Annotated in this window: 25 protein-coding genes and 1 tRNA gene; 9 read left to right on the forward strand and 17 right to left on the reverse strand. The window is 44.9% G+C overall.

The window, feature by feature from the left end; genetic code table 11:
* Positions 1 to 26: 26 nt before the first annotated feature.
* Together Xvie_RS03550 and Xvie_RS03555 are read right to left on the reverse strand one after the other, a co-directional pair.
* A complete protein-coding gene (locus tag Xvie_RS03550) occupies positions 27 to 578 on the reverse strand; it encodes a LeuD/DmdB family oxidoreductase small subunit (RefSeq protein ID WP_086107984.1) in 552 nt (183 codons plus the stop codon).
* Positions 575 to 1,873 carry a 3-isopropylmalate dehydratase large subunit gene (locus tag Xvie_RS03555; RefSeq protein WP_086107985.1) on the reverse strand — a complete coding sequence of 433 codons (1,299 nt, stop codon included), beginning with the start codon at positions 1,871 to 1,873 and terminating at the stop codon, positions 575 to 577. The genes Xvie_RS03550 and Xvie_RS03555 overlap by 4 nt, the downstream gene beginning before the upstream one ends.
* Positions 1,874 to 2,153: 280 nt before the next feature.
* Here Xvie_RS03555 and Xvie_RS03560 point away from each other — a divergent pair, with 280 nt between their 5' ends.
* A complete protein-coding gene (locus Xvie_RS03560; protein WP_086107986.1) occupies positions 2,154 to 3,071 on the forward strand; it encodes a LysR family transcriptional regulator in 918 nt (305 codons plus the stop codon).
* Between the two features lie 63 nt (positions 3,072 to 3,134).
* On the opposite strand, the gene Xvie_RS03565 is transcribed toward Xvie_RS03560, so the two are convergent.
* From Xvie_RS03565 to Xvie_RS03575, 3 genes are all read right to left on the reverse strand, one after another.
* A complete protein-coding gene (locus tag Xvie_RS03565; protein ID WP_086107987.1) occupies positions 3,135 to 3,914 on the reverse strand; it encodes an L-threonylcarbamoyladenylate synthase in 780 nt (259 codons plus the stop codon).
* A gap of 40 nt (positions 3,915 to 3,954) precedes the next feature.
* The gene (locus Xvie_RS03570; RefSeq protein WP_086107988.1) at positions 3,955 to 4,440 is read right to left on the reverse strand and encodes a YbhB/YbcL family Raf kinase inhibitor-like protein; all 486 of its coding nucleotides are present in this window, start codon (positions 4,438 to 4,440) and stop codon (positions 3,955 to 3,957) included.
* 311 nt (positions 4,441 to 4,751) lie between these two features.
* Positions 4,752 to 5,696, reverse strand: a complete 945-nt coding sequence (locus tag Xvie_RS03575) for a siderophore ABC transporter substrate-binding protein (protein ID WP_086107989.1) — start codon at positions 5,694 to 5,696, stop codon at positions 4,752 to 4,754.
* A gap of 761 nt (positions 5,697 to 6,457) precedes the next feature.
* Between Xvie_RS03575 and Xvie_RS03580 the strand changes: the two genes are divergently transcribed.
* Genes Xvie_RS03580 through Xvie_RS03590 form a run of 3 tightly spaced genes read left to right on the forward strand, consistent with a single transcriptional unit; the run spans position 6,458 to position 9,339 of the window.
* A complete protein-coding gene (locus tag Xvie_RS03580; protein ID WP_086107990.1) occupies positions 6,458 to 7,342 on the forward strand; it encodes an LPD16 domain-containing protein in 885 nt (294 codons plus the stop codon).
* Positions 7,343 to 7,354: 12 nt separating this feature from the next.
* Complete coding sequence (locus Xvie_RS03585) at positions 7,355 to 8,509, forward strand: cysteine desulfurase family protein (protein ID WP_086107991.1); 1,155 nt, start codon at positions 7,355 to 7,357, stop codon at positions 8,507 to 8,509.
* An 11-nt stretch (positions 8,510 to 8,520) separates the two neighbouring features.
* Positions 8,521 to 9,339, forward strand: coding sequence for a class I SAM-dependent methyltransferase (locus tag Xvie_RS03590; RefSeq protein WP_086107992.1), 819 nt, complete (start codon positions 8,521 to 8,523; stop codon positions 9,337 to 9,339).
* 185 nt (positions 9,340 to 9,524) lie between these two features.
* On the opposite strand, the gene Xvie_RS03595 is transcribed toward Xvie_RS03590, so the two are convergent.
* From Xvie_RS03595 to trmB, 4 genes are all read right to left on the reverse strand, one after another.
* Positions 9,525 to 10,259 carry a DUF2884 family protein gene (locus Xvie_RS03595; protein ID WP_086107993.1) on the reverse strand — a complete coding sequence of 245 codons (735 nt, stop codon included), beginning with the start codon at positions 10,257 to 10,259 and terminating at the stop codon, positions 9,525 to 9,527.
* A 64-nt stretch (positions 10,260 to 10,323) separates the two neighbouring features.
* Positions 10,324 to 11,295 (reverse strand): glutaminase B, encoded by a 972-nt coding sequence (gene glsB / locus Xvie_RS03600; protein ID WP_086107994.1) that lies wholly within the window; start codon positions 11,293 to 11,295, stop codon positions 10,324 to 10,326.
* Between the two features lie 28 nt (positions 11,296 to 11,323).
* On the reverse strand, positions 11,324 to 11,650 hold the full coding sequence (locus Xvie_RS03605; RefSeq protein ID WP_086107995.1) for a YggL family protein: 327 nt from the start codon (positions 11,648 to 11,650) through the stop codon (positions 11,324 to 11,326).
* Complete coding sequence (trmB, locus tag Xvie_RS03610; protein ID WP_086108077.1) at positions 11,650 to 12,369, reverse strand: tRNA (guanosine(46)-N7)-methyltransferase TrmB; 720 nt, start codon at positions 12,367 to 12,369, stop codon at positions 11,650 to 11,652. Before trmB ends, Xvie_RS03605 begins: the two co-directional genes overlap by 1 nt.
* Before the next feature lie 256 nt (positions 12,370 to 12,625).
* Between trmB and mutY the strand changes: the two genes are divergently transcribed.
* From mutY to Xvie_RS03630, 4 genes are all read left to right on the forward strand, one after another.
* Complete coding sequence (gene mutY, locus Xvie_RS03615) at positions 12,626 to 13,666, forward strand: A/G-specific adenine glycosylase (RefSeq protein ID WP_086107996.1); 1,041 nt, start codon at positions 12,626 to 12,628, stop codon at positions 13,664 to 13,666.
* A gap of 26 nt (positions 13,667 to 13,692) precedes the next feature.
* Positions 13,693 to 13,965 (forward strand): oxidative damage protection protein, encoded by a 273-nt coding sequence (locus tag Xvie_RS03620; RefSeq protein WP_086107997.1) that lies wholly within the window; start codon positions 13,693 to 13,695, stop codon positions 13,963 to 13,965.
* A gap of 107 nt (positions 13,966 to 14,072) precedes the next feature.
* Positions 14,073 to 15,146, forward strand: coding sequence for a membrane-bound lytic murein transglycosylase MltC (gene mltC / locus Xvie_RS03625; RefSeq protein ID WP_086107998.1), 1,074 nt, complete (start codon positions 14,073 to 14,075; stop codon positions 15,144 to 15,146).
* Between the two features lie 164 nt (positions 15,147 to 15,310).
* A tRNA-Phe gene (locus Xvie_RS03630) sits at positions 15,311 to 15,386 on the forward strand.
* A gap of 343 nt (positions 15,387 to 15,729) precedes the next feature.
* Here the strand turns inward: Xvie_RS03630 and Xvie_RS03635 are convergent.
* The 4 genes from Xvie_RS03635 to Xvie_RS03650 all read right to left on the reverse strand — a co-directional run bounded on the left by Xvie_RS03635 (position 15,730) and on the right by Xvie_RS03650 (position 19,747).
* On the reverse strand, positions 15,730 to 16,779 hold the full coding sequence (locus tag Xvie_RS03635; RefSeq protein WP_422645942.1) for a tyrosine-type recombinase/integrase: 1,050 nt from the start codon (positions 16,777 to 16,779) through the stop codon (positions 15,730 to 15,732).
* A 58-nt stretch (positions 16,780 to 16,837) separates the two neighbouring features.
* Positions 16,838 to 17,869, reverse strand: a complete 1,032-nt coding sequence (locus Xvie_RS03640; RefSeq protein WP_086107999.1) for a TraI domain-containing protein — start codon at positions 17,867 to 17,869, stop codon at positions 16,838 to 16,840.
* Between the two features lie 162 nt (positions 17,870 to 18,031).
* Complete coding sequence (locus Xvie_RS03645) at positions 18,032 to 18,715, reverse strand: N-6 DNA methylase (RefSeq protein WP_086108000.1); 684 nt, start codon at positions 18,713 to 18,715, stop codon at positions 18,032 to 18,034.
* A gap of 108 nt (positions 18,716 to 18,823) precedes the next feature.
* Positions 18,824 to 19,747, reverse strand: a complete 924-nt coding sequence (locus tag Xvie_RS03650; protein WP_086108001.1) for a DUF1281 domain-containing protein — start codon at positions 19,745 to 19,747, stop codon at positions 18,824 to 18,826.
* Positions 19,748 to 19,884: 137 nt separating this feature from the next.
* Between Xvie_RS03650 and Xvie_RS21990 the strand changes: the two genes are divergently transcribed.
* Positions 19,885 to 20,127 carry a hypothetical protein gene (locus Xvie_RS21990; RefSeq protein ID WP_208612506.1) on the forward strand — a complete coding sequence of 81 codons (243 nt, stop codon included), beginning with the start codon at positions 19,885 to 19,887 and terminating at the stop codon, positions 20,125 to 20,127.
* Positions 20,128 to 20,137: 10 nt separating this feature from the next.
* Here the strand turns inward: Xvie_RS21990 and Xvie_RS03660 are convergent, their stop codons facing one another.
* The 4 genes from Xvie_RS03660 to Xvie_RS03675 form a co-directional block, all read right to left on the reverse strand.
* Complete coding sequence (locus tag Xvie_RS03660; protein ID WP_086108002.1) at positions 20,138 to 20,680, reverse strand: hypothetical protein; 543 nt, start codon at positions 20,678 to 20,680, stop codon at positions 20,138 to 20,140.
* Between the two features lie 122 nt (positions 20,681 to 20,802).
* Positions 20,803 to 21,264 carry an antirestriction protein gene (locus tag Xvie_RS03665; RefSeq protein WP_086108003.1) on the reverse strand — a complete coding sequence of 154 codons (462 nt, stop codon included), beginning with the start codon at positions 21,262 to 21,264 and terminating at the stop codon, positions 20,803 to 20,805.
* Entirely contained in the window at positions 21,254 to 21,700 is a 447-nt protein-coding gene (locus Xvie_RS03670; RefSeq protein ID WP_086108004.1) for an antirestriction protein, read from the reverse strand. Before Xvie_RS03670 ends, Xvie_RS03665 begins: the two co-directional genes overlap by 11 nt.
* Positions 21,701 to 22,457: 757 nt before the next feature.
* Positions 22,458 to 23,363: an SAM hydrolase/SAM-dependent halogenase family protein gene (locus Xvie_RS03675; RefSeq protein ID WP_279625671.1), complete on the reverse strand. Its 906-nt coding sequence runs from the start codon at positions 23,361 to 23,363 to the stop codon at positions 22,458 to 22,460.
* Positions 23,364 to 23,515 lie beyond the last annotated feature (152 nt).

Genomic DNA, 23,515 nt, shown 5'->3' on the forward strand with positions numbered 1-23,515 from the left:
AATTTTCAGGTGCAGTTTATTCCACATTATTTAATTCTTCCTGTCGCACGGGCGTAAGAAAATAACCCTCCGGCAGATACAATATTGGCAAGTTCACCAATTGGATCAATTTGATATTTCTCACCACTTTTCAGCAGAATGACCGTCTGGTTTTCAATATCAATCTCAATACTGTCCCCTGTGACTAATTTGTCACACAAACGTTCTTGTGCTGCAACAGGCAAAACCTGCCCGGTTGATACACAATTCCGGAAGAATATACGGGCATAAGATTGAGCAAGAACCACCTTTACACCTGAGGCACCTAATGCTGCAACTGCATGTTCACGCGAAGATCCGCAGCCAAAATTCTGCCCTGCCACAATAATTGGGTATTTGGCTTTTTTCTTGCCTTCGTCAATGAAAGGCAGTGAACCTTCAGGCAATCCACACATCGCCAGTGAAGCTAATTGTGCATACCCTTCAGGGGTGGAAGGATTAACCTGAAGGTATTCGGCTGAAAGAATCTGGTCAGTATCAATATTATCGGCCAATACATAAATCTCACCCCGAATGATATTTTCCTTTAACTCACTCATAAAAACTCCTCAGGATTTGTTATTTGACCAGTAATAGCGGCGGCTGCAACAGAGTAAGGGGAAGCCAGATAAATATTGGCGCGTTTATGCCCCATCCTGCCGACAAAATTACGATTGGTTGTAGATATCACGGATATTGGATCATTGACACGCCCGAAAGTATCCAGTGGGCCGCCACAACAGGCTGCACATCCTGACTCAGAGGAAAGTTTAACGCCCGCATCACTTAAAATTTGGTAGACAGAAACACCATCAATTTGGGTCGTAATCGTTTTATGGAAAACTTCTTTTGTTGCAGGTACTGCGTAAGTCGGAATGATAACTTTATGCCCTTTGATAATGCGGGCCGCCGCAACAAAATCCTCCAGCTTACCGCCCGTACAGGAACCAATATATGCCTGAGAAATGGCAACATTAGCAACTTGTTCAATAGAAACGACATTATCCGGAGAGTGGGGTTTGGCAATCTTCGGTTGCATTGTAGAAACATCAATATTTAACACGCGGCTATACTGTGCATCCTCGTCAGGGTAAACAATCTCGAAAGGGAGATTATTTCGTTCTGCTAAATAATCCAGAGTCGCCTGATTGGGAACCATAATGCCGTTCTTAGCCCCACACTCAACAACCATGTTGCAAATCGTCATGCGCTCTTCTACTGATAACTCATCAATGACATTCCCACCAAATTCGATGGCCTGATATGTCGCACCATCGACAGTTAACTCTGATAACACGGACAAAATCATGTCCTTAGCCAAAACATGGGCTGGTTTAGTTCCGGTAAAATTTACCCGAATGGTAGTCGGCACCTTGAGAGGAATTTCTCCTGTCCCTAACGCATAGGCTGCATCGGTGATCCCCAACCCAATGGCGAATGCACCAAAAGCACCCGCAGTAACAGTATGTGAGTCAGTGCCCAATAATACTTCGCCGGGGCGGGTATGCCCTCCCTCTGCGAGTCCTATATGGCATACACCTTTATAATTGGGTGTCCCTACATCGTAAAAATATTTTATATTCTGTTCGGCGGCAAATTCACGCATCACCCGAATGTTCTGATTAGCTTGTGAGTCAGCCGAATAGACAAAATGATCCGGGATTAAAATAAAACGTTCGGGGTTCCATATCTTTGCATCCTGCCCGAATTCCTTTTTAAATACGCTGGCTACACCCGGTGTGCAGGGATCGTGAGACATCAGAATATCCACCTTCGCCCAAACCACTTCACCCGGAGTGACTTGTTCACGCCCACTTGCTCGTGCAAGAATTTTTTGTGTAATAGTTTGGCTCATCTCACATGGCCCTCCGAAAGATTGAAACAGACTCGATAGATTGTCATCCTAACAAGATTACTACTCCTTAACGTAGGGAAATACCATCCTGCTGTTCACTGTTCCCAGTATGGGACAGTTGTTCACAAAATGGGAAATTCTCACCCGTTGAATCTGGCATGATTTTTCTGCATAACCTTTTCGTATGGGCAAGCACATGAAAAAGGAATATTGGCATCTCACTATAGGAGATGTGATATGTTATAGAGTGGTTCCCACGAGTAAATCATCAGGTTATTGCATGAATAATATTGAGAATCTTACCTCAATGGTGGTCTTTGCCCGTGTCGTAGAGACACTGAGCTTTACCGAAGCTGCAAGATCGTTAAGACTTTCCAAGTCTTCTGTCAGCCGCGAGATTGCACAATTGGAAGTAAGATTAGGTACCCAATTACTCAACCGTACGACGCGCAAAATTCAAGTGACAGAAGTCGGGATGAGTTATTACCAATACTGTCACCGAATTCTTACCGAAGCCCAAAATGCCGAACATTTTATACGTAATTTCCATGAAGAACCGATGGGAAGTTTGCGCTTGATTGCTCCGGTATCCTTTGGCAGTCAATGTATTGTTCCCGCCCTGAATAGTTTTATCGCTGGAAATATTCACATCAGCGTAGATCTGGAACTGACTGACAGAACGATTAATATGGAAGAAGATCAATACGATATTGTTATCAGCATCGGGCGCGAAACCCCACAATATCCACTTGTCATGCCTTTGATTGATATTACCTGGGGGCTTTACGCGACACCAGACTACATCAGCCAGTTTTCGCCAATAGAAAAGCCTGAAGATCTCCCTCGCTATGATTACCTTCTATTTCGTGGCCCTGCACATACCATCTCCCTGCCGTTCCGTAAAGAGAGAAATAAGTTGGATATTGAAGTACGCAGCAGATTCCGCATTAATAACAGTATGGCATTAATGAGTTCTGCTCTGACGGGTGCTGGTATTGCTTATCTACCCGACTACGTTACTCATGAAGCGGTGGCAGAAGGAAAGTTAGTGCGGCTCCTCTCTGAATGGGAGATGGATATTTATCAAGCATGGATACTGTTTAAATCAGAAAATACGCTATCTTCGCGTGTGCAACAGTTTGCAAATTCTTTGCAACGCAAGCTAAAGCACGATTTGGAAAGAGGAAAACAATCGTAATGATAGAAAACGATGCGGGTACAACTAGCACCCGCCAAAGAAAGATATAACCTATAAGAAAGGTCAATAATAATTACCGTGGCGGTAATCCCAAGTCGTGAAAATATCGGACATCATCGCCATGATTTTATTTACATCCAACCCCTTGCGAATTAATACCGGACACGGAGCAATATCGCGCTGGCCTTTTTGCAGGGGAATTAATTTACCATTTTCATCTACCATTGAAACCATAACACCTTGTTCATAACGGGTTTGCTCGGATTCATTTGGTTGGATAGATTTAACGTAGTCATTGGCAGAGATAATTAAATCAGCCCGTTCTTCTATCCTTTCACCGATACATTCAACCAATCCACGATTACCCTTACCTGATGGATTAGCTGAACTGGCAAAAGAAAACTTACCATATTTTTCCCAAAGTTCTTTTGCCAATATTTCACCCGGTTTACCAAATTTAATCACGAAACAGCTCGTACCACGTTGATCCATCATCAAATCTTTAGAACCATCATCTGGGATACGGGATACTGCTTCTTCTTTCCACGGCAAAATACAACCTAACAATACATCTTCATCCCAATGTCTTTGATAAAGCTCTTCAATTTCCGCGTTAAGCTGAGCCAGCTCTTTCAACTGTTCCAAAGATCCACATAAAACAACACCCGGCTTGTTGCGATTACGCAGCTTAGCTTCGAATTTGCGCTCCAGACCTTGCGCATCAGATGTCATGATAATGTAGCCAACTTTGGTTGGGCAGACGATCATTCCTCCGTCATTAGAGAGGATCTCTACCGCTTCCTGCTGTAACCCATTATTCCATTGAATTTTTTTGCTGCTCATATTGATACCCTCTACTGGAAACGGAAGAATTATTAATCAATTAACGCTGGTAGTAACCGGTAATAGAAGCTGTTGCCAAGGTATTGGCTTGGATCATAAAACGCGCAACGGCGTTTGTTGTTTCAGCATCAACTCCCAGTTTTTCCACCGATAAGGCATGCACTGTGAAAATATAGCGATGCGCTTTATCACCGACAGGCGGGCAAGGGCCATCGAAACCGATCAGGCCATAATCATTTCTGCTCTGAACCGTACCGATTGGTAATTTGCTACCATCACTTTGTCCTGCATTCGCAGGTAAGAATTGAGTTTCAGTGGGGATATCAAAAGCGACCCAGTGCCAGAAACCACTGCCTGTCGGTGCATCAGGATCATAGACAGTAATAGCAAAACTTTTAGTTTCGGCTGGTGCTTCTGCCCAAGCGAGTTCGGGGGAACGGCTATCACCATTACCACCAAATTCATTAAATTCATGCTCTTTTTTCAAGAAGTCATTATTCTTAAATTCAACTGAACTGATAATCATGCTTGTGTCCCCATTCAATGCCTTTTAAAACATCCTAGCGCAGTTTTTCTCTGCTGCAAGACTAAGCCATGATTTTGCCTGATTGTTTCAATTTAGGAACAATAAGTGAGTCGCGAAGATATTTTGATGATGTATCTTTTCCTTGTATTCTCTTACGGAAAACTCAGTTTCTAAATATTCTGCAAGAATGATTTTTATTGTCCTTTGCTTTCCTATTATTTATTAACAATAGAAAAATAAAAAATTACCCCGAAATCCAGATAGTTAAGTTTCGGAGTAATTTCAGGGAAAATAAATATTAATTAGCGAAATTACAATGCATCAGCAATTGCATTGATCTGTTGCGTCATACTGTCCAAACCGCCACCAGACAAGTACCAGAGATCAGACTGTAAGTACACAATCTTACCGTTTTTATAGGCATTGGTTGATTTGACCTGATCATTTTCAAACTGAGCTTTTTCCAACTTACCTGCACCAATTGCTTTACTACGATCGATAATAAAAATCACATCAGGATTTGCTTGTGCAATCATGTTTGCCGTCACAGAACGACTTTTGTCTGTGTCTGATTTAGCCGGTAATACAGCACGAGGCGCTTTAATTACGTTGTAAACAATGGGTTGATTATTTGGGTATAATTCGCCAGCATTGTGCAGTAGTACCAATACCTTGCTATTCGCTGCCTTCGCTTTTTCCTGTGCGGATGCAATAGTTTTCTCCAAATCAGCAGATTGGGTTTTAACAGTTTCCTGCTTATTAAACAATTCGCCTAATAATTTAAGATTACTATCAACGGATAGCAGATAATTTTTACTGTCTGTGCTTAAATCCACGGTTGGTGCAATTTGTGACAAACGATCATAAAAAGATCCCTGACGCCCTGTAATAACAATCAAATCTGGTTTTATTTCAGCTAACTTTTCCAAATTCGGCTCTTTCATTCCCCCGGCATTATGCATATTTGCAGGCACGCCATTACGTACATATTCGGGCAAATTATTGATTGGGAGCGCAATCACTCGATCAGATAACCCTAATTTCGCCATTGAATCATAAGTTCCGAAATCAAACAGAACAACCCGCTTTGGATTTTTTTTAACCTGAGTTTCACCGGAAAGATGCTTTACCGTGACATAATCACCAAACTGAGCTGTTATTGAATTCGGTGCAAATAATTCTGAAGATTGACTGAATACAGAGTAACTGGTGACAGAAAGTAATGATGCAATGACAATTGGCAGGATTTTTTTCATTGTTACACCTAAATTGAACCTATTAGTAAAAGATGACTTGCATTCTAGGTAGCAACATCAATATGTCAATAAAATAAGAATCAATTTCATATTGATTCTTATTTGCTTCAAAAGCGACCAAGTTATCCTCAGAATTACACTTAACTGTACATGTCTTGCCAACCAAGTGTGGACAACTTTGCCTTAATGCCAAAACCCATAAATGCCATATCAGGTAAGAAATCCGCATCGCTATAAATGGAAATTACAAATAAAAACTACAGATAGAATATTGTTGAAATGAAATAATTTCATTAATAAATACATCCGAATTTTTATTAATTTAATATACGAAATAACTCTGATTTAAAATTACATATTAAGAACTTTAGAACCATTAACATATATATCTGATTAGCATAATAAAGGTTATAAAACTCGGTTAATAATCTATAAATTAAAAGCGCCGAATGGATTACTCAAAAGGAATACAACCGTATTTACTTCTAGATTAATAACCTAGCAATTATTATATGAAATCATGCAATAAAAAATATTATAGAAATAATACTAATAATATATTCATTTAATTGTTAGCTAATTAGTTATATGCAAATATATGAATAATTATCTTCCTGATAGATAATTGCTGAAGTTGTAGGAAAATAGTGTGCATAGTGAGTGAAATTCGGTGATCTACGAAAAAAAGTTGAAACTGTTCATTCAGTTTTCAAAGCTATAGCACAGCCTTTAAGTTACTAATAAATAAAATATAGGCACATATGCAACAACTCAATATGACAAACAGCCACCGTCTGGTTCAATCCGAAGCGGAACTACTCGAGCTGATTCTTACCGAAGTAACTGACACATCACATACTGATCTCGTTATTATGGGAGGGCATTTCATGCTTTTCCTTGACGAAGAACAAAAGTGTCTTGTTCCGGGGATTATTGAAGAAAATACCTCACCCATGCGCGAAAGAATCGCGCGACGTGTAGGTATTTTTCCGGGATATAGCTGGGAACTTGGTGTTCGGGTTGCAGAGCAGCTTGAGCAGAAATTCGACGCAATCAAATTTCTGTTACTCATTAATGATTGGCAATATGTTTCGCACGACAGCGGATCTGCATCCGAATTAAGACAAGCCTTCTATGAGCAATTCAACAAACTTCCGGCTTCGTACAAATCTGTCTTAGAGCGTAGTGGGCAATTTTCTGAGCAAAACATACTTGCAAGCCGAAAGCATCCCATTGCTTATCCGGAAACCTGGCTGAAATATCGGTTCCAAAAAAGCGCCGATAAGTTAGTCAAAGCCGGACGCTTAGAACGTCGCGTTCTTGATAGTGGCCCGAATGCCGGCACCGAAGTCTCCCTTGTGGATGAAAACGGCGACTATAGACCTCTCATTACCTGTGGCGTTACCGGATGTGCAGGAGAAATTACCGAAATGATAGCTGAGGTCTATAAGGCGCAGCATCGTCTTCTGGTTATCTTTGCCCCCGGAGAGTGTTTCCAACCCGTCAAAACAGGAGTAAGTACAGCTCTCTCCCTATATGGACTGTCTGGCATGAAGGTCATCGTCGCAGATCCAGGAGGAAGCGGAGAAATGCAACCAGAAGAGATCTTTTCGAAGCTCGTTAACGTTGAGGTTTTCACTTCTTGACGGAGAGTTGTTATGAATGTCAATGAAAACGCTAATGGCATCATCTATCTGGACCACTGTGCCACAACGCCGTGTTTTCCAGAAGTTGCTGATATCATGCGGTCTTACATGGACAATGAATTTGGTAACCCGTCTTCTTCTCATGTGATGGGGCGTCGTGCCCGATATGCTGTCGAGTGTGCAACTCAGCAAATTGCATCGCTCATCGGTGCTCGCCCAGAAGAAATTGTTTTTACATCGGGTGCTACAGAAGCCAATAATATCGCGCTTTTTTCAAGTTTTGCCCACAACGAACGTGCTCCTGCGGGAGCACTGCTTTGCCCCATTGACCATAAATCTGTGCTGCATGTTGGTAAAGAATTAGCTCGCCGGGAGCTTGCTATCGACTACCTCCCTGTTGCCGCTAATGGTCGAGTACAACCAGAAGATGTCATGACCAAATTGACAGCTGACACTCGTATTATCAGTGTTGCTCATGTGAATTCTGAACTAGGTACGATTCAGCCGATAGATGAAATAGCTGCGATCACACGCCGATCAGGAACTTGGCTACATGTAGATGCAGTTCAGTCCGTCGGAAAACTTCCCTTGAATGTTAAAGACACCGGGGTTGACTTATTATCACTTTCCGCCCATAAACTGCGGGGGCCGAAAGGAATCGGGGCGCTCTTTGTCGATTCACGCATCACAAAACATTTGAGGCCTTTTATCTATGGTGGCGGCCAGAATCATTTGCGTAGCGGCACTTTACCAACACCGTTGATTGTAGGGTTCGGTCTTGCGTGTCAGATGGCTCAGTCAAATCTTATTCAACATAAAACAAAAGTCACGGCACTAAGAGACCATTTTGTGACCCGTCTTCTGCAAAAAGTACCAAATGCTGTGTTAAACACAGATCTTTCTTGCAGTTCACCCTATGTCGTGAACATACGATTTGAAGGTATTGCTTCGGAAGCACTCATCTCTGGTTTGCATCAAGTAGCTATATCGTCAGGATCTGCTTGCAACTCCACAGAATTACAACCCTCATACGTTCTCACAACTGTCGGTTTAAGTGCTGCTCAAGCCGGTTCATCAGTCCGTTTTTGCCTAAGTCCGGATCTTGACAATGATGCATTAGATACCGCAATCGAACATCTCGTCTTCCGGTTAAATTCAATTCGTTAGGAGAACTATCCATGACCATGCAGACCTCTTCCCCAAGTTCTGGTTTTTATGAGCGAGCTTTTGGAAGTTTTTCTTCCACAGCCATTTCCGAAGTGCGCAAAGAAACCTATGGAGAAGATTTGGGACAAAACAACTGGTCCTCTGTTGATGAATTTAGAAAGTTTTCGCAATGGCTTAAACTATCCGATCGCTCGCATGTGTTGGATGTATGTAGCGGTTCTGGCGGGCCGGCACTGTTTCTGGCAAAAACCAACGGTTGTAGGGTGACGGGAGTCGACATTCACCCTGATGGCCTTCTTACTGCCAGACAACTTGCGGTAGATTTCGAGCTGCAATCCCGCTGCAACTTTGTTGACAGTGATGTTCGCCAGCCTTTGCCATTTCCTGATGGTACTTTTGACGCATTATGGTGTATCGACTCCGTGATTCATATTTGGGATCGGTTAGCCCTGCTGCGCGAATGGTATCGGCTACTGAAACCAGGTGGACGTTTTTTGTATACCGACCCCACATTGGTAACGGGTATGCTCAGTAAAGAAGAGATTATGTTGCGGGGTACGCCGGGTTATTTCCTCTATAGTCCGGTCGGATTGAACGAGCGTTTGATCAAAGAAGCTGGTCTTTGCCTTGAAATGCAAGAAGATCTCACACAAAGCGTTGTTGAGCTGAGTGAACGCTGGCGTGTCGCGCGTGAAAAGCGCAAGGAACAGCTTACCGCAATGGAAGGTGACGAAGCGTTTAATAATATGCAGAAATTCTTGTCCACCACTCAATTAATTTCAGTTGAACAAAGGTTGTCGCGTGCAGTTTTTGTCGGCTATCGCCCGTGACAGTTTCCTATTTTTGTCAGGTGAATTAGCTGCCTTAGCTTCTGAAGTATATTCAACTTAACTGTCGCCGGGCATCCAGCCCGGCTTGTTTCTGAATACCTTGCTTTGTAAGAGAATATTTCTCTCAAAATAAATCAAGAAAAATCAATTTATTAATGATTCCTCTTGGATTGGCATACTGTGATTTACTTAATAGAACTCATAAGACTAATGCGCTGTTGTTCTAATTTACTGGCTTTGCTACACACTTCCTCTTTTAAGTGCTTTAACTCTTGTTCCTGTTTCTTCCATTCAGCTTCGAAACCATTTTGCATTCCGCCCAATCCACCAAGGAGGGACATTAACATCTGTTTGCCGTCACCATTCTGATTGCTATTTTTACGGCTCATTTCGTTAATGCTATCCTGCAAAATGCCGCCAAGGCTCTGCTCGATAAGTTTTTTGCCTTCAGATTCGACCTGTTTAACAGCCTGAGCATTGAATGCAAAACCATTAGCACGAGTTTCAATCACTTTATCAATTTGCTTATGGAGACCAGATTCCAATTGAGATAAGCGGTTACGAATATTACTTTCCTTGCCCATCGTTTCAATAACCACTTTATCCAGCGACTGGCGTGCGCTCGCCAAATGACTCAGTGCTTCTTTCTTCACCCAAGGCAAATCCTGACGAACCGTCTGTTGATATTGCAGGGCTTTGTTACGTTGTTCTGTACTCAATAATAACGTTTTACCATCACGAGCTATGGAACCATCAGGCAAGATTTTCATGCTTCCGCTCGCCCCTGCAATCTGCACAGAGTTTGGTGTGACAATAATGTCATCATTAAGAGTGGCATGACATTCAGAACCCGCCTGTGCCTGAGTAATAACTACCTGAGACGCAAATAATAATGCAGCAATCGTGATTCTGCGAAACATATGTACTCCTGATTTTTTTTGCGTATTTCTTTTATGTAATAGCTTTTCATCAGCACGGGCAAAATTAAAAAATAGAACGTCCAATACGTCCAGCCAATTTTTCCAGTGCCGCACAACCCGCCAATGAGTTACCGGATTTATCCAATTCAGGAGACCACACCGCAACGGTGAATTCCCCCGGAACAACACAAATAATTCCCCCACCAACACCCGATTTTCCCGGCATACCGATTCTGAAAGCGAATTCTCCAGAACCATCGTACATACCGCACGTCAACATAAGCGCATTAATCTGGCGAGTTTGTCGAAGGCTCAAAATTTGTTGGCCTGAACTGATCATGCGTCCTTGGTTGGCTAAATAAATAAAACACTGAGCCAATTCAACACAATTCATTTTCAAGGAACAATATTGGAAATACGTTTGCAGAACCGTAATAACATCATTCTCAAAATTATCGAATGATTTCATCAGGTAAGCTATCGCAGCATTACGACTGGAATGTTCCATTTCTGAACGGGCAACAACATCATCGTAGCAAATATCTTTTTGTCCAGTAAGGCTGCGGACAAACTCCAGCATCCTATGCTTAGGTGCACTCAAACGTGATTGCAGCATATCGCAAATAATCAATGCACCCGCATTAATAAACGGATTGCGAGGAATTCCCTTTTCTAATTCCAACTGCACTAATGAATTAAATGGCTGCCCCGAAGGTTCCGTACTTACTCGTTGCCAGATATCCTCTTCCTTATAACGTGTCATTGCTAATGTTAAGCTCAACACTTTAGAAATCGATTGGATAGAGAAGCGTTTTTCTGCATCTCCCGCTTTAAAAACCTGCCCATCTACCGTGCAAATGGCCATTGCCAAATTATTTACCGGAACTTCCGCCAGAGCAGGAATATAATCTGCTACTTTTCCTTGGCCAATCAAAGGGCGTACTTCTTCTAAGATATCTGCCAATAACGAATTAGAGAACCTTACCTTCACCACTTTATCTCCAGACAAACAGGGCTCCCCAAGGAGCCCCTGCATACAGCGCTATTTTTTATACAACAGCGAATCAATCCCACCACACATCAAACAGTTCTGAGGTGATAACTTCTTCCATACCGCGATCTTTCAACCACTTCTCTACCAATTGGCGATGTTCTTCAGTACATTTGCCGATTTTTTGCAGGCAGACAATACCTTCCCATTGCAAATAACCGCTGGCATCCAGAGCAAGGCCATTTGGCTCGATCAGCTCTTCAATCAACATATCAACGGTACTATCAACAACCTCAACGGATGTATCAGCCGGAAAATTCCACTTTACAGAAAAACCCAACTCCTGAAACTCATTAATACGCAATTTTTTACGCAGACGACGACTACGGTTTTTAGCCATTATTTTATCCTCTCAAACATTAGATCCCATACGCCATGACCTAACCGCTGACCACGCATCTCAAATTTCGTGACCGGGCGCGAATCAGGGCGTAGCACATAATCACCGTTTTCCGATAAGTTGCGATACCCTTCTGCAGCGCTCATCACTTCCAGCATATGTTCTGCATATGGCTGCCAGTCGGTTGCCATATGAAAGATACCACCGATTTTCAGCTTACTTTTAATCAATTGAGCAAATTCAGGCTGCACAATTCTTCGTTTATTGTGACGGGCCTTATGCCATGGATCAGGGAAGAAAAGTTGAACCATCACCAAACTCTGATCTGGGATCATATTGTTCAGCACTTCAATGGCATCATGGCACATCACTCGCAGATTACTGAGCTTCTCTTCTTCTGCGGATGCCAAACATGCTCCTACTCCCGGTGCATGAACTTCGATTCCAAAAAAGTTTTTCTCTGGATTTTGGCTTGCCATCGTAACCAATGATGTACCCATCCCAAAACCGATTTCCAGCACAATAGGGGCTTCACGACCAAAAAGCACTTCCATATTGGATATTTCTGCCTGATAGTCCACCCCCATCTTCGGCCACACATTATCAAGTGCTTGTTGCTGGCGACTCGTTAATCGTCCCTGCCGACGCACAAAACTGCGGACACGGCGCAACGCCCTGCCATTTTTATCATATTCCGGTGAAATTACGTTATTTATCATGGTACTTTTTGTCAGTTTTAAAAGCATTTGCTCAGGCGTCTGGGATTTTATGTACCGCAGGATTGCCCAAAGAGAGCGCAATTATGCAAAGATGGCTGAGTTTATCAAGTTCAGTGTCCATATTCAGTGCCCATAAGCACAACTTTAATACGAGTTTGCATAACGCTTCGAAACAAAGTTCGGGTTTACACTGAGGTTACACTATGCTGCAATCCTGTTCACGAAACAATAATCCGATATAAAGACAATTATTCTAATGATGGAAGCTGAGCAATTTTCACAGGTGGTACTTGAGTGGTATCACCGCTATGGTCGCAAAACTCTGCCGTGGCAGTTGGAAAAAACATCCTATCACGTCTGGCTTTCAGAGGTGATGCTGCAACAAACTCAAGTCGTGACGGTCATTCCCTATTTCCAAAAATTTATCTCACGTTTTCCCGATGTTGCCTCTTTGGCTGCTGCCCCATTGGACGAAATTCTCCATTTGTGGACAGGTTTGGGATATTACGCACGTGCCCGTAATTTGCATAAAGCCGCACAACAGATTGTAACGTTACACAACGGCAAATTTCCGACAACATTTGATGATGTTGTTGCTTTGCCCGGCGTAGGGCGTTCAACTGCCGGAGCCATTCTTTCACTGTCTCAAGGCAAGCATTTCCCTATTCTTGATGGTAACGTGAAACGTGTTTTAGCCCGCTGTTACGCCGTTGACGGATGGCCGGGAAAAAAAGAGGTTGAGAACCAATTATGGGATATCAGCACACGTGTTACCCCCAAACAAGGCGTCGAGTTTTTTAATCAGGCGATGATGGATTTGGGTGCCATGGTCTGTACCCGCAGCAAACCAAAATGTGAAATTTGTCCACTTAATGCAGGTTGTACCGCTTACGCCGATCATAGCTGGGCAAATTATCCGGGGAAAAAACCGAAACAAAGCATCCCTGAAAAAACAGCCTATTTTTTATTAATGCAACATGGCGAAACTGTTTGGCTGGAACAGCGCCCACTTTCTGGTATTTGGGGTGGTTTATTTGCTTTCCCGCAATTTGCTAATCAGGAATCACTGGAAAAGTGGCTGGAGAATTCAGGCATCTCTCACAGCAAACTTGAACAATTAACGGCATTTCGCCATACATTCAGTCATTTTCATTTAGATATCGTCCCCATTAGAATTGATATTTTATCTTTTGATTCCTGCATGGATGAAAACAAAGGACTTTGGTATAACTTACGCCAGCCAGCAACAATTGGATTGGCAGCTCCCGTTGAGTACCTTTTGCAACAATTGGGTTAATTGGCCCACTATTTTGAGGATTAATTATGAGCAGAACCATTTTTTGTACTTTTTTACAACAAGAAGCCGAAGGCCAAGATTTTCAGCTCTATCCAGGAGAATTGGGCAAGCGTATTTTCAATGAGATTTCTAAAGAAGCATGGCAGCAATGGATGGGTAAACAAACCATGCTGATTAATGAAAAAAAACTAAACACCATGAATCCAGAAGATCGCAAGCTGCTTGAACAAGAAATGGTAAAATTCCTGTTTGAAGGACATGACATCCAAATCGATGGTTATACACCACCGGAACAATAATATTACTACTCGATTGGCATAATAAGAGCCATTTTGTATGGCTCTAAACATTGAATATTAACGAAATCTCAATATTCAACAGCATTAATATCCTACGGCATTGTAAAATGAAAAGACTGCTGGCTCTGATTCTCCTCGCCCCACTTTTGATTTCCTGCTCTAGCAAAAAAGACATTGAATACAACGAAGAATATGTAAAAGATACCAATGGTTTCGATATTTTGATGGGACAATTTGCTCACAATATTGAAAACATTTGGGGTTTGCAGGAAGTTTTAATCGCAGGCTCAAAAGATTACGTTAAATACACAGATCAATATAAAACCCGCAGCCATATTAATTTTGAAGCGGGAAGCATCACGATTGAAACCATATCCCCAATTGAACCCACTGAACATTTACGCAAAGCGATCATTACTACTTTGCTAATGGGAGACGATCCGGGAACCATTGACCTTTATTCGGACGCTAACGATATTCAGATCAGCAAAGAACCATTTCTATATGGACAGGTTTTGGATAACACAGGTGAACCCATTCGCTGGGAATGGCGCGCAAACCACTTTGCCAATTATTTAGTCCAGAATAAATTGCAAAAACGCCAATCGGGGCTACACATCATTTGGTCAGTCACCATGCAATTGGTTCCTAACCATTTAGATAAACGCGCCCATAAATACCTTCCTATAGTTCGCAAAGCATCCATTAAATATGGCGTTGATGAATCACTGATCCTTGCCATCATTCAGACTGAATCCAGTTTTAACCCTTATGCCGTCAGCCGTTCTGATGCCTTGGGACTTATGCAGGTAATGCAGCACACAGCCGGACGAGATATTTTCAAAATGCAAGGAAAGTCAGGCCAGCCTAGCCGCAGCTATCTCTTTGATCCTGAAAACAACATTGATGCTGGTACAGCCTATCTATCAATATTGCAAAATACATATTTAGGTGAAATCAAAAACGCTACCGCACGTCGCTACGCTGTTATCACTGCTTATAATGGCGGTGCAGGCAGTGTATTGCGCGTATTCTCCAGTGACAGGAAAAAAGCGGCTCAGATCATCAACTCAATGGAACCGGGCAATATTTATGAAACTCTGACCAATAAGCATCCTTCTGCCGAATCACGTCGCTATTTAATGAAAGTAAATAATGCCCAGAAAAGCTATCGCAGATAGTTGGTAACAAATTAGTTTGGTCATTAAATAACAAAATGGAGAGACTACTTTCTCTCCACTTTGGTTATATTTATAACTTATTGTGCAATTTAAGAACATGCGAATAAATTTATGCAAAAAATATTTGACGGATTAGGCTTAATACGGTTTAATGCGCCCCGTTAGCCCGGATAGCTCAGTCGGTAGAGCAGGGGATTGAAAATCCCCGTGTCCTTGGTTCGATTCCGAGTCCGGGCACCAAATTTCCATGCGGGTTTGTCCTAGGTTGTTAAATTCCCTGACAAAAGCGCAAAAAAGAATCAATCGTTAATTAAATGTTAAATCCTAATCAGTTCAATTTGTACTGTTTAGTTGAAAAGAACATTTAAGACAAGATAACAGGGTAGCTGTTTTAACAGTTACCATTTTCTCGTTTAAGGTAATGATTTCAGTAATTGATTCTGATGTCAAGTAAGGGAAAAACTTTACGGGATGCCGGATCGATATTAGCCATTTTTCATACCATCCCTATTGATGCAGGGCAGTTCACTCACACCTCCACCTCAATCCTGTCTGAGACCTGCCCTGTCTTTTTTACGCCGTTTTATTCATTCTCATCGGCATGCTCATCAACAAAATCAGTATACAACCCCAGTTCCCGCTCCAGCGCTTTGCCCGTCACTTCCATATCAAGATCAATGTATTCCATCGTGGTCGCCACATTACGGTGCCCCAGTAAGCGTTTCACCAGCGGCAGATTACGATCCGGCGATTTCATCAGGGTCGTCGCCAACGTATGACGAAAACGGTGAGGCGAGACCGCAAAATCACACTCTTTGGACAGCCGGCGAAAGAAAGAACGGAGCTGTTGTTTTTCCCGGTTGATATCGTATTGGTAACGGGAAAGCCGGCTTGGGTGCGGGACACTCAACCGGCTGAGATCGAAAATCGGATCGTGGGCTTTCGCACCGGCAGCAACTGCCCTTTCCACTAATTTTGTCAGCCGGCGTTTAAGCGGCGGAATGATCGGTATTTCCCATTCACTGTGGTTTTTACTGCCTTCCAGCCCCAGTTCAATATAATTGCTGTCCAGATTAATATCCCGCAGCCGTAGGTGCAGTAACTGGTTCTGACGCATTCCTGTAAAACGCAATGTCGCCAGTACTGTTGACCAATACCAGGTCGGATACAGGGCACAACGCCCTCCCCGTGGGGGCATCTCGACTCTTTCTTCCTCAGCAAACTTGCCCATCAACAGATTAATGCGGTTTATCTGCGATTGACTCAAAATCTTCTTCTTTTTCTTCTCTTTTTTAGTCACGGCGTTGTTAAACGGGTTTTCGGTGTGAGGCAGCAGTTTTCGCTCCATACCGAAATTAAAAATCGCCCGCAGATGAGCCACCTTATTATTCCAGGTATGGCTTGACTGCTTTTTCTCCACCAGAAGGTGCCGCCGCCACCGCAGCACATCCCGGTGAATAACCTGTGCCGGTGATGCGGCTTCTCCCATAAACCGGATAAAACCCCGTGTGACCTTGCGATAACTCCATTCGGTATCCGGTCGCAGGATATGTGAAAAAAAGTACTCTTCTAATAATTCTTCCCAACTGAGGGTGTCTACGGTGTGCAACATGTTATTTTTTCCTCGGCTCATCCTGCCGTTTCCTGTCCAAAAACAATTCGCGGCAATAAAATACAAATAACCATTTGAATTATTTATCTTTAAATGATGAGTGCAGGTGACTGTCAGGGGCAACACTTTCTTTCTCCCGTGTTGACCGTTTGGTCAGTTTCGAGTCGGCGTGGTGATTTTTTCTCTGATTTTGCAGAGAAGATGCATACGGTGACTGAAATAAGGATAATAATGTCAGGGTATCGTCAGACACAGGTGCCGGTGGGGTTGTGATTTCACTGATAGGAGGCGAGGATGTGATTTCCGGTACCGGATTGCCTTCGGCAGAGAACGCCGCTTCCTTCGCCGGAGACGGAGAAACCGCCTGTTTCCCCCGCAAAGGGGATTGAACTTGCCCGGCAGCGGCCTGAAGCAATGCCTCTATCAGCGGGACAGAGGAAGGACGCCCGTTAAGATGCTGCATCAGACAGTGCCAGACTTCCGGTACAGTCACCAGCCACATCATGGCTTTTTCCGGTAACAGACAGGCAGCCAGCAACACTTCCTGCGGAGCCGACGGTATGTTCTCCGGTGCACGGAAACGGAAACGAAACGGTTTGTCGGGAATACCGATGCCCGGTTGCCAGACCTGCCCGTCTTCCAGTTCCCCTTCGAGCTGCCGCAACAAAGGCAGGTGGTAAAACAACGCCACCCAGAACACCACCGCCTGCCATAAAACTCCCTGTGCGGCCTGCGTTTCCGGTGCCACACCCGGCGGCAACAAATGTCCCTTCGCTAACCGCACGGCACAAGTGGTAAATTGCAGTGTCAGGTCAGCAAATCCGCCACTGCCTGACCATTTTCCTTCCGGAGAGGCAGGTATCTGCTGAACACTGCCCAATAATTGTTTAATCGGGGCGAGATAAAAACGCTGATACAACCCTTCAGGCAGCGTACTGTTTTGCCACAATTGTTGCAGGCACTGATGGCGCAAGGGGGTTGCCAGCAACGCCTCCACTGATTGTGGCCGGAAATAGTCCCCGTTATCACAGGCCCCGCTCGTTTTTTGCCCTGATGATTTTTTCTGTAATGCTGGCGAGCGGGTAAAGTGCGATTTAAAACGTGTAAACATCACTTTTCTCCTTGTCAAATTTGGCTCAGTGTCGGTCAATCCCACTCTGAAACAAGGCGAAACTCTTTTTGCGAAAATGAAAATTGTTTGTATGACTTACCCTTAAACGTAAAAAGCGCCCCGAAAGGCGCAGTAGTGAAATCAAGAAGATGAAAACAGAAATCAGGCTGCTTTTTCATAGGCCTGCAAACGCTGTGACCAATTGCCCAGATAATGGGCCGGTGTGTAGCGGGTTCGTTGGCTGCCGGGATCCTTCAGCACATCACCGATCGTGACCGCCGCCGGAATACCCGTCAGGGAAAGCTGGATATAGGCCATCACTGCCGCCAGTGGGTCGATATCAATCGCAGACACCCACATACTGGACAACGGATCATGTCCCTGCTCCCTTAATACCTCGGCAGCCGCCAACATCATACAGGCCGCACCGCAGCAAGGTTCGTGGAAGGTGACAAAGGGTCGGGTCTGCAACAATTCAGACACCTCATTCAACTGCAATTGTGCCATGACTCTGGCAACACTCCAGGGTGTAAAGAATTGCTGAAGTTCCTTATTGCCCAGTTCCAGTTGCATAAACACACTGCCGAGAAAATCACCGGGTTCTTCCGCCAGTGCCAGCACGGTAGTTGAGAAAAGTTCCACAATCCGGTCAATATCTTCCCGTTCATACTTGTTGATGGTTTTCAGATAGAACTGTTCCAGTTCCTCACTGAAACAGTATTTGTTGTGAATGGCCGCCATCGCACAGTTGCAAAAATCCTGAAAAACCCGATAACGGTTACGGTAACGGGCGGTTTGTTTAAACAGCGAAATAAAGTCTTTTTGGTAGTCAGGGCGAGAAGCCATGGCGTGTTTTCCTGATAAGAGTCAAAAAGGAAAACACACCCCGGAAGGAGAATGTGTTTCCCCTTTCGGTTGAAGTCAAGATAAGTGGATACTGCGTTGAACAAAAAATTACTGCCCGACGGCCATCGCCGGTAAGGCCCGTGGCATGTCGGTTTTGTCTCCGTCAACCAGATACAGTGCCGGACGGTTTTCGTGTCCTACCTGCCCGTTATGACTGTCCACATGCTCACCCTGGTCATAACAATCATAGCCTTTTAACTGGCCTGATGGTTCGCTGTACCAGTGGCGGATTTCACAGTCAAACACCGATGACAGCCCGCCCATCAGTTCCGCCGAAGGCGGTACCCACGGCGTGTCAAAATGTACTGTTAAGCTGCTGACATTACGCCGTTCCCAGCGGACATGATGACCGAACGGCCATTCCAGCCCATAGTGCTCATCGTAGCACTGCGCTGTGGTGGTCATTCCTTTTAATAAGCCACTGTTGCCGTTAATCTCCGGAGCCAGCCGGGTCGGTCGTATCATCAGCATATCGCAGGGCTGAGCCGAGGTCGGGTAAACCGCCAGCTTCTCCCAGCACGCGCCGATATCGAGATTATCAGACCAGCCCACCACACCAAACCAGTCGGTATACTGACGGGTCAGCAGGCGGGCAATCATGTCACGCGCTGACGCCGGCACATTCTCCCAGCGCAGCAGGCTTAAGCCCGACTGGCGGTAGATACTGTCAATCCGCTTCATGTTTTCTGTGGTTAGCAGCACATTGTCCTGCAACAACGCCAGCCACTGTTCAAACGCCAGATTCTGCGCGGTCGGCGCTGCCATGCCCCTTACCAGCTCCGGATACGGTGTGTAAGTGAGGGGTTTGGTGGGTTTAAGTATCCCCGCACAGCCCGCCAGAAACAGGCGCAGACTCTGCAAGACCGCCTGACGGTAACGGGGAAATTCTTCCCCACAAACCCATTGCTGCATCACATCGAGACAAACGGATTTACCGGTGACGTCCAGTTGATTAGTGACCCATTCTGCCATGGTTAATTTCCTTTGATTTTTAAGTTTAAAAACCGGAGAAACTGTTCCCCCCACGGGAGTCAGTTCCCCCGATGGATGATTGAAGAAAGTGTCAGTTGAAATCCCGTCTGAAGATATCGGCAACCTGACTGTCGAAAATGACCATCAGTTCATCATACACACCCAGATACGGTGTGCCGGGCGTCATTGCCGGGGGCGTTCAGCCGGGTAAAATCGTATTTATCCACTCAGTCATTAATGGCGTCAGAGGACCGGATGCCGTGAGCCATGAGTCCGGCTACCGTATCGGTTTCACACAACACCGTATCGTTCAGGCTCAGGCCAGAATGGCGTTTCAGCAGCGCGGCGCCAGACCGTTAAACGTAAAGGTGCCAGGGTGATACCCCACCTTTAAACGCTGAGGGTTGTGCTGTGCCGGAGAATATCCTGCACTTCATGATGATGCTGATAACGCGGCGATACCACATGCAGCGACAGTAAATTCGCCTCATGCCACAAGACACGCGCCGCCTCGGCATTCTGCCAGCTCAGCTCAAACGTGGCCGACTGACACAAGCGCTGTTGTTTCTGCACCAGTGATAAACGCTCTGATGTCACGGTGATCGGCTGTGCCCAGACAATCTCGTCATAAAAGCGGCCACCGAGCACCTTGTTATCTTTGGCGTCATAAATCATCACCGTGAGTGGAAAAAAAGCCCGCCGGCACTGAGCTGAGGGCATTTCCGGTATCGGCCAGTCACCCAAAAGATGGATCACTTTCAGCCGCTGTACCGCTTCGGTGACCGAGTCGGTCTCACACACGGTCAGAGTTTCCTCCCGCAGCGATTGAGGTCGTTGGGGATGCTGTATCAGGCCGGTGACCTGTACGATAAAAATAGCTTCCTGCGACGCCGGTGTCGTGCTCTCCGGCGCAGGTAAAAAAATCGGGTTCATGGTGTGGCTCTCCTTGATTTGAGGTCAATAAAAGACAACACCCGCCCGGTAACAGGAAGATGTTGTCGGCTCCCCGGTCAGGCGCTAAAGAAAAGGGTTAACAACCTCATGGGCTGATAACGTCAGTGATGATTATGGTTGTTATGGATAAGTGACGAGCTGATGATTTCCTCTTTGGGCTGCATCGCCAGTACCGCACGCAGCAGCCCGGTTTCCGGATGGTGCAGCGCGTATTCGCGTAGTTCGCAGAACCGAAACGCATCGGCATTCGGTTCATCTAACTCAGCAATACGGGCAAACACAATCGCGGTGACAGCCAGACCAAACGCATCCGCAGATAACGTGGCCGTCAGTGTCGTCTCCGGCAGATAAACCGAATAGGTTTTTGCCGCGGTGGGTATCATATACGTCAGGGATCCAGACACGTACCGGCTGCTCCATTGCTCAGGACGATATTCACCACACAACTGTGAGGCGGTATTTGCCAGCAGGAAACCCAGAAACAACCGTTCCAGTGGAGTTTTGTCGGGGAACACGACCGACAGGGCCAGACTGTCCAGCAGCATCAGTTCATTATCCGGCATCACATTCTCCTTTTAAGCCCAGAGCCGCCCGGATACACTGAGCCTGAGGATGTTGCCGCGCATATTCACGCAGGGTGCAAAGCCGCTCAGCATATCCGTCCAGCTTCATCAGGTCAGTCAGATAACTTAATACGCTCAGGGTCACCATCAGCCCAAAGGCATCGGCGGAGACTTCACCTTTAAAGTCCGTCGTACTCACATTGACCACCGCAGGCTCCAACCGGGCCGGCACGATATAGGCGATGTGGTCTGACACCTTGCGGTATTGCCATCGGTCACACCGGTCATCGTCACACAGCCCGGCAGCAGCTTTAATGAACGTGTGCTCCAGCAACATCAGTTCCAGTGAACCGGTGTGCGGAAAAATGTCAGCAAAAGGGGAGCGTTCAGCCGGAGACACAGTGTGCACCGTGGCTGGGGGGGTATGTTGTTGCATAGTATTCTCCTGATAAAAACAACGGAGAACACCTGACCCAATGGGAAATGTGTTCCCCGTTGGGTGACTGGCCGGTTGGCCATTATGGATGAGATTAAGCGACCTTCATCGTCATCAGACTGACGATATCTGCTTCCAAAGGGGCGCAGATGTACCACACCGTGGTGTACTCCCTTGCAGGCTACAGGAGTGTTGCTGTCGCTGCCCGAAGGTGATCCTCACAAGCGACCGGATCATGGATAAGTCTGACTACGCTAATAAACGAAAATCATCAGGTCAATGGGTAATTCATTTCCCGGTACAAAAAATAATGTCAGGAGCACGACGAAATTTTTGGGCGTCAGAGAGAGCCTGTCAATACGCGGTGACCCATTCAGGCCGTTTGGTCTAACACGTTTATGCCCCAAAATGTGTTGCACACTACTCCTGTTAAAAAAGTTAAACTGGATGGGGTCACCTAGAAAATCTAATGACTAATTAAAAGAGTTAATAAGAAAGACTCAACTAATTGGCTTTATGGTGCATAACCGAAACACAACGTAAGTTTGCACCATAGTAATGTGTTAAGTTAAGTCGGCTATTCGCTCAAAACTGCCCGAGATTCTTTGAGCGGGCAGCATCTGCACAGTGTACTGACCGTTCGCCACGGGAATACCTGCTGCGCCAGACCAGTAATGGGTTAAGTAATCAAAGGTGCATGTAAATATAGTGGAAAACCCAGACCTTAATTAGCATTTTGTGTAGTTGCCAGTTCCCTTTAATCTGAGCACTTTTTTAGGCTGATGCGCCAGTTATCACCAGACTGCACTTGGTATCTGGCAGCGAAGTTATCCATATTGAGTGCTACCGATACCTGTAGCAGGCTGTTGAGATACACCAAAGGTTGACCTTCAGGAACTTCACCAAAGCTGCTGACATATGGGGCTTTGCCTTCATACCGGATCTTATCCCCTTCACTTATTTTAATGCAGACCTTATCCCCTTTGTGAATACCCACCTTACTGACCTGGCTGTCATTGATATTACTCCAGACGTTACCAAACCGTACATCTAGAACTGGAATAGTACCCTTAAGAGTTCCATCCCTTTCAGCTACACCAGTCTGATAAGGGATCTTTACTACTTTATTTGGTAACAGCGGCCCCACCTGTTCATAGCTAATAATACCTGAAGCAAGTCGTGCCCCAGTATATGCGTATACATCACGTCCATGAAAAGTATATGATTTTTCAGAGCCAGGTACACGGTTGAACTTCTCGTCAATCTGACGTACAGATTCAATACCAAAGTGTTCAGCTACCAAGGTCAATGTTCCATTATCCGGTGAGACTATGTAATGACCACTCTGTGTCTTGAGAACCACTGAGCGCCTGTCAGTGCCCACTCCCGGATCCACCACGCTTACAAAGACAGTCCCTTTGGGCCAGTATGGTAGAGTCTGGTAAAGGCGATATGAAGCTTCCCAAATATTATAAGGTGGAATTTCATGTGTTAGATCATAAATAGGCTGGCTAGGATTCACCTTGAAAGATATCCCTTTCATAACCGATACTGCCCCATCTTTTAGGCCGAAATCTGTCTGAAACACCAGGGCTTCATTGGCAACAGTAACCGTACTTACAAGAGCGAGAGAAAGACTCGCAGCCTGGAGAGTAGTTCGAATATCCATAACTGAATCCTTTTCATTTAATAACGGGAGACAAAATATACAGTTCATAGGGATTTTGGGAACAATGGAACAGTAAACACCTTTAAGCGTTCAATTTAAATAGCTAAAAATGATCTGTCAGTCGAAGTCAGAGATCTCACAATATA

It is taken from the genome of Xenorhabdus vietnamensis (assembly GCF_002127535.1).
In the GTDB taxonomy this organism is placed as follows: Bacteria; Pseudomonadota; Gammaproteobacteria; order Enterobacterales; family Enterobacteriaceae; genus Xenorhabdus; species Xenorhabdus vietnamensis.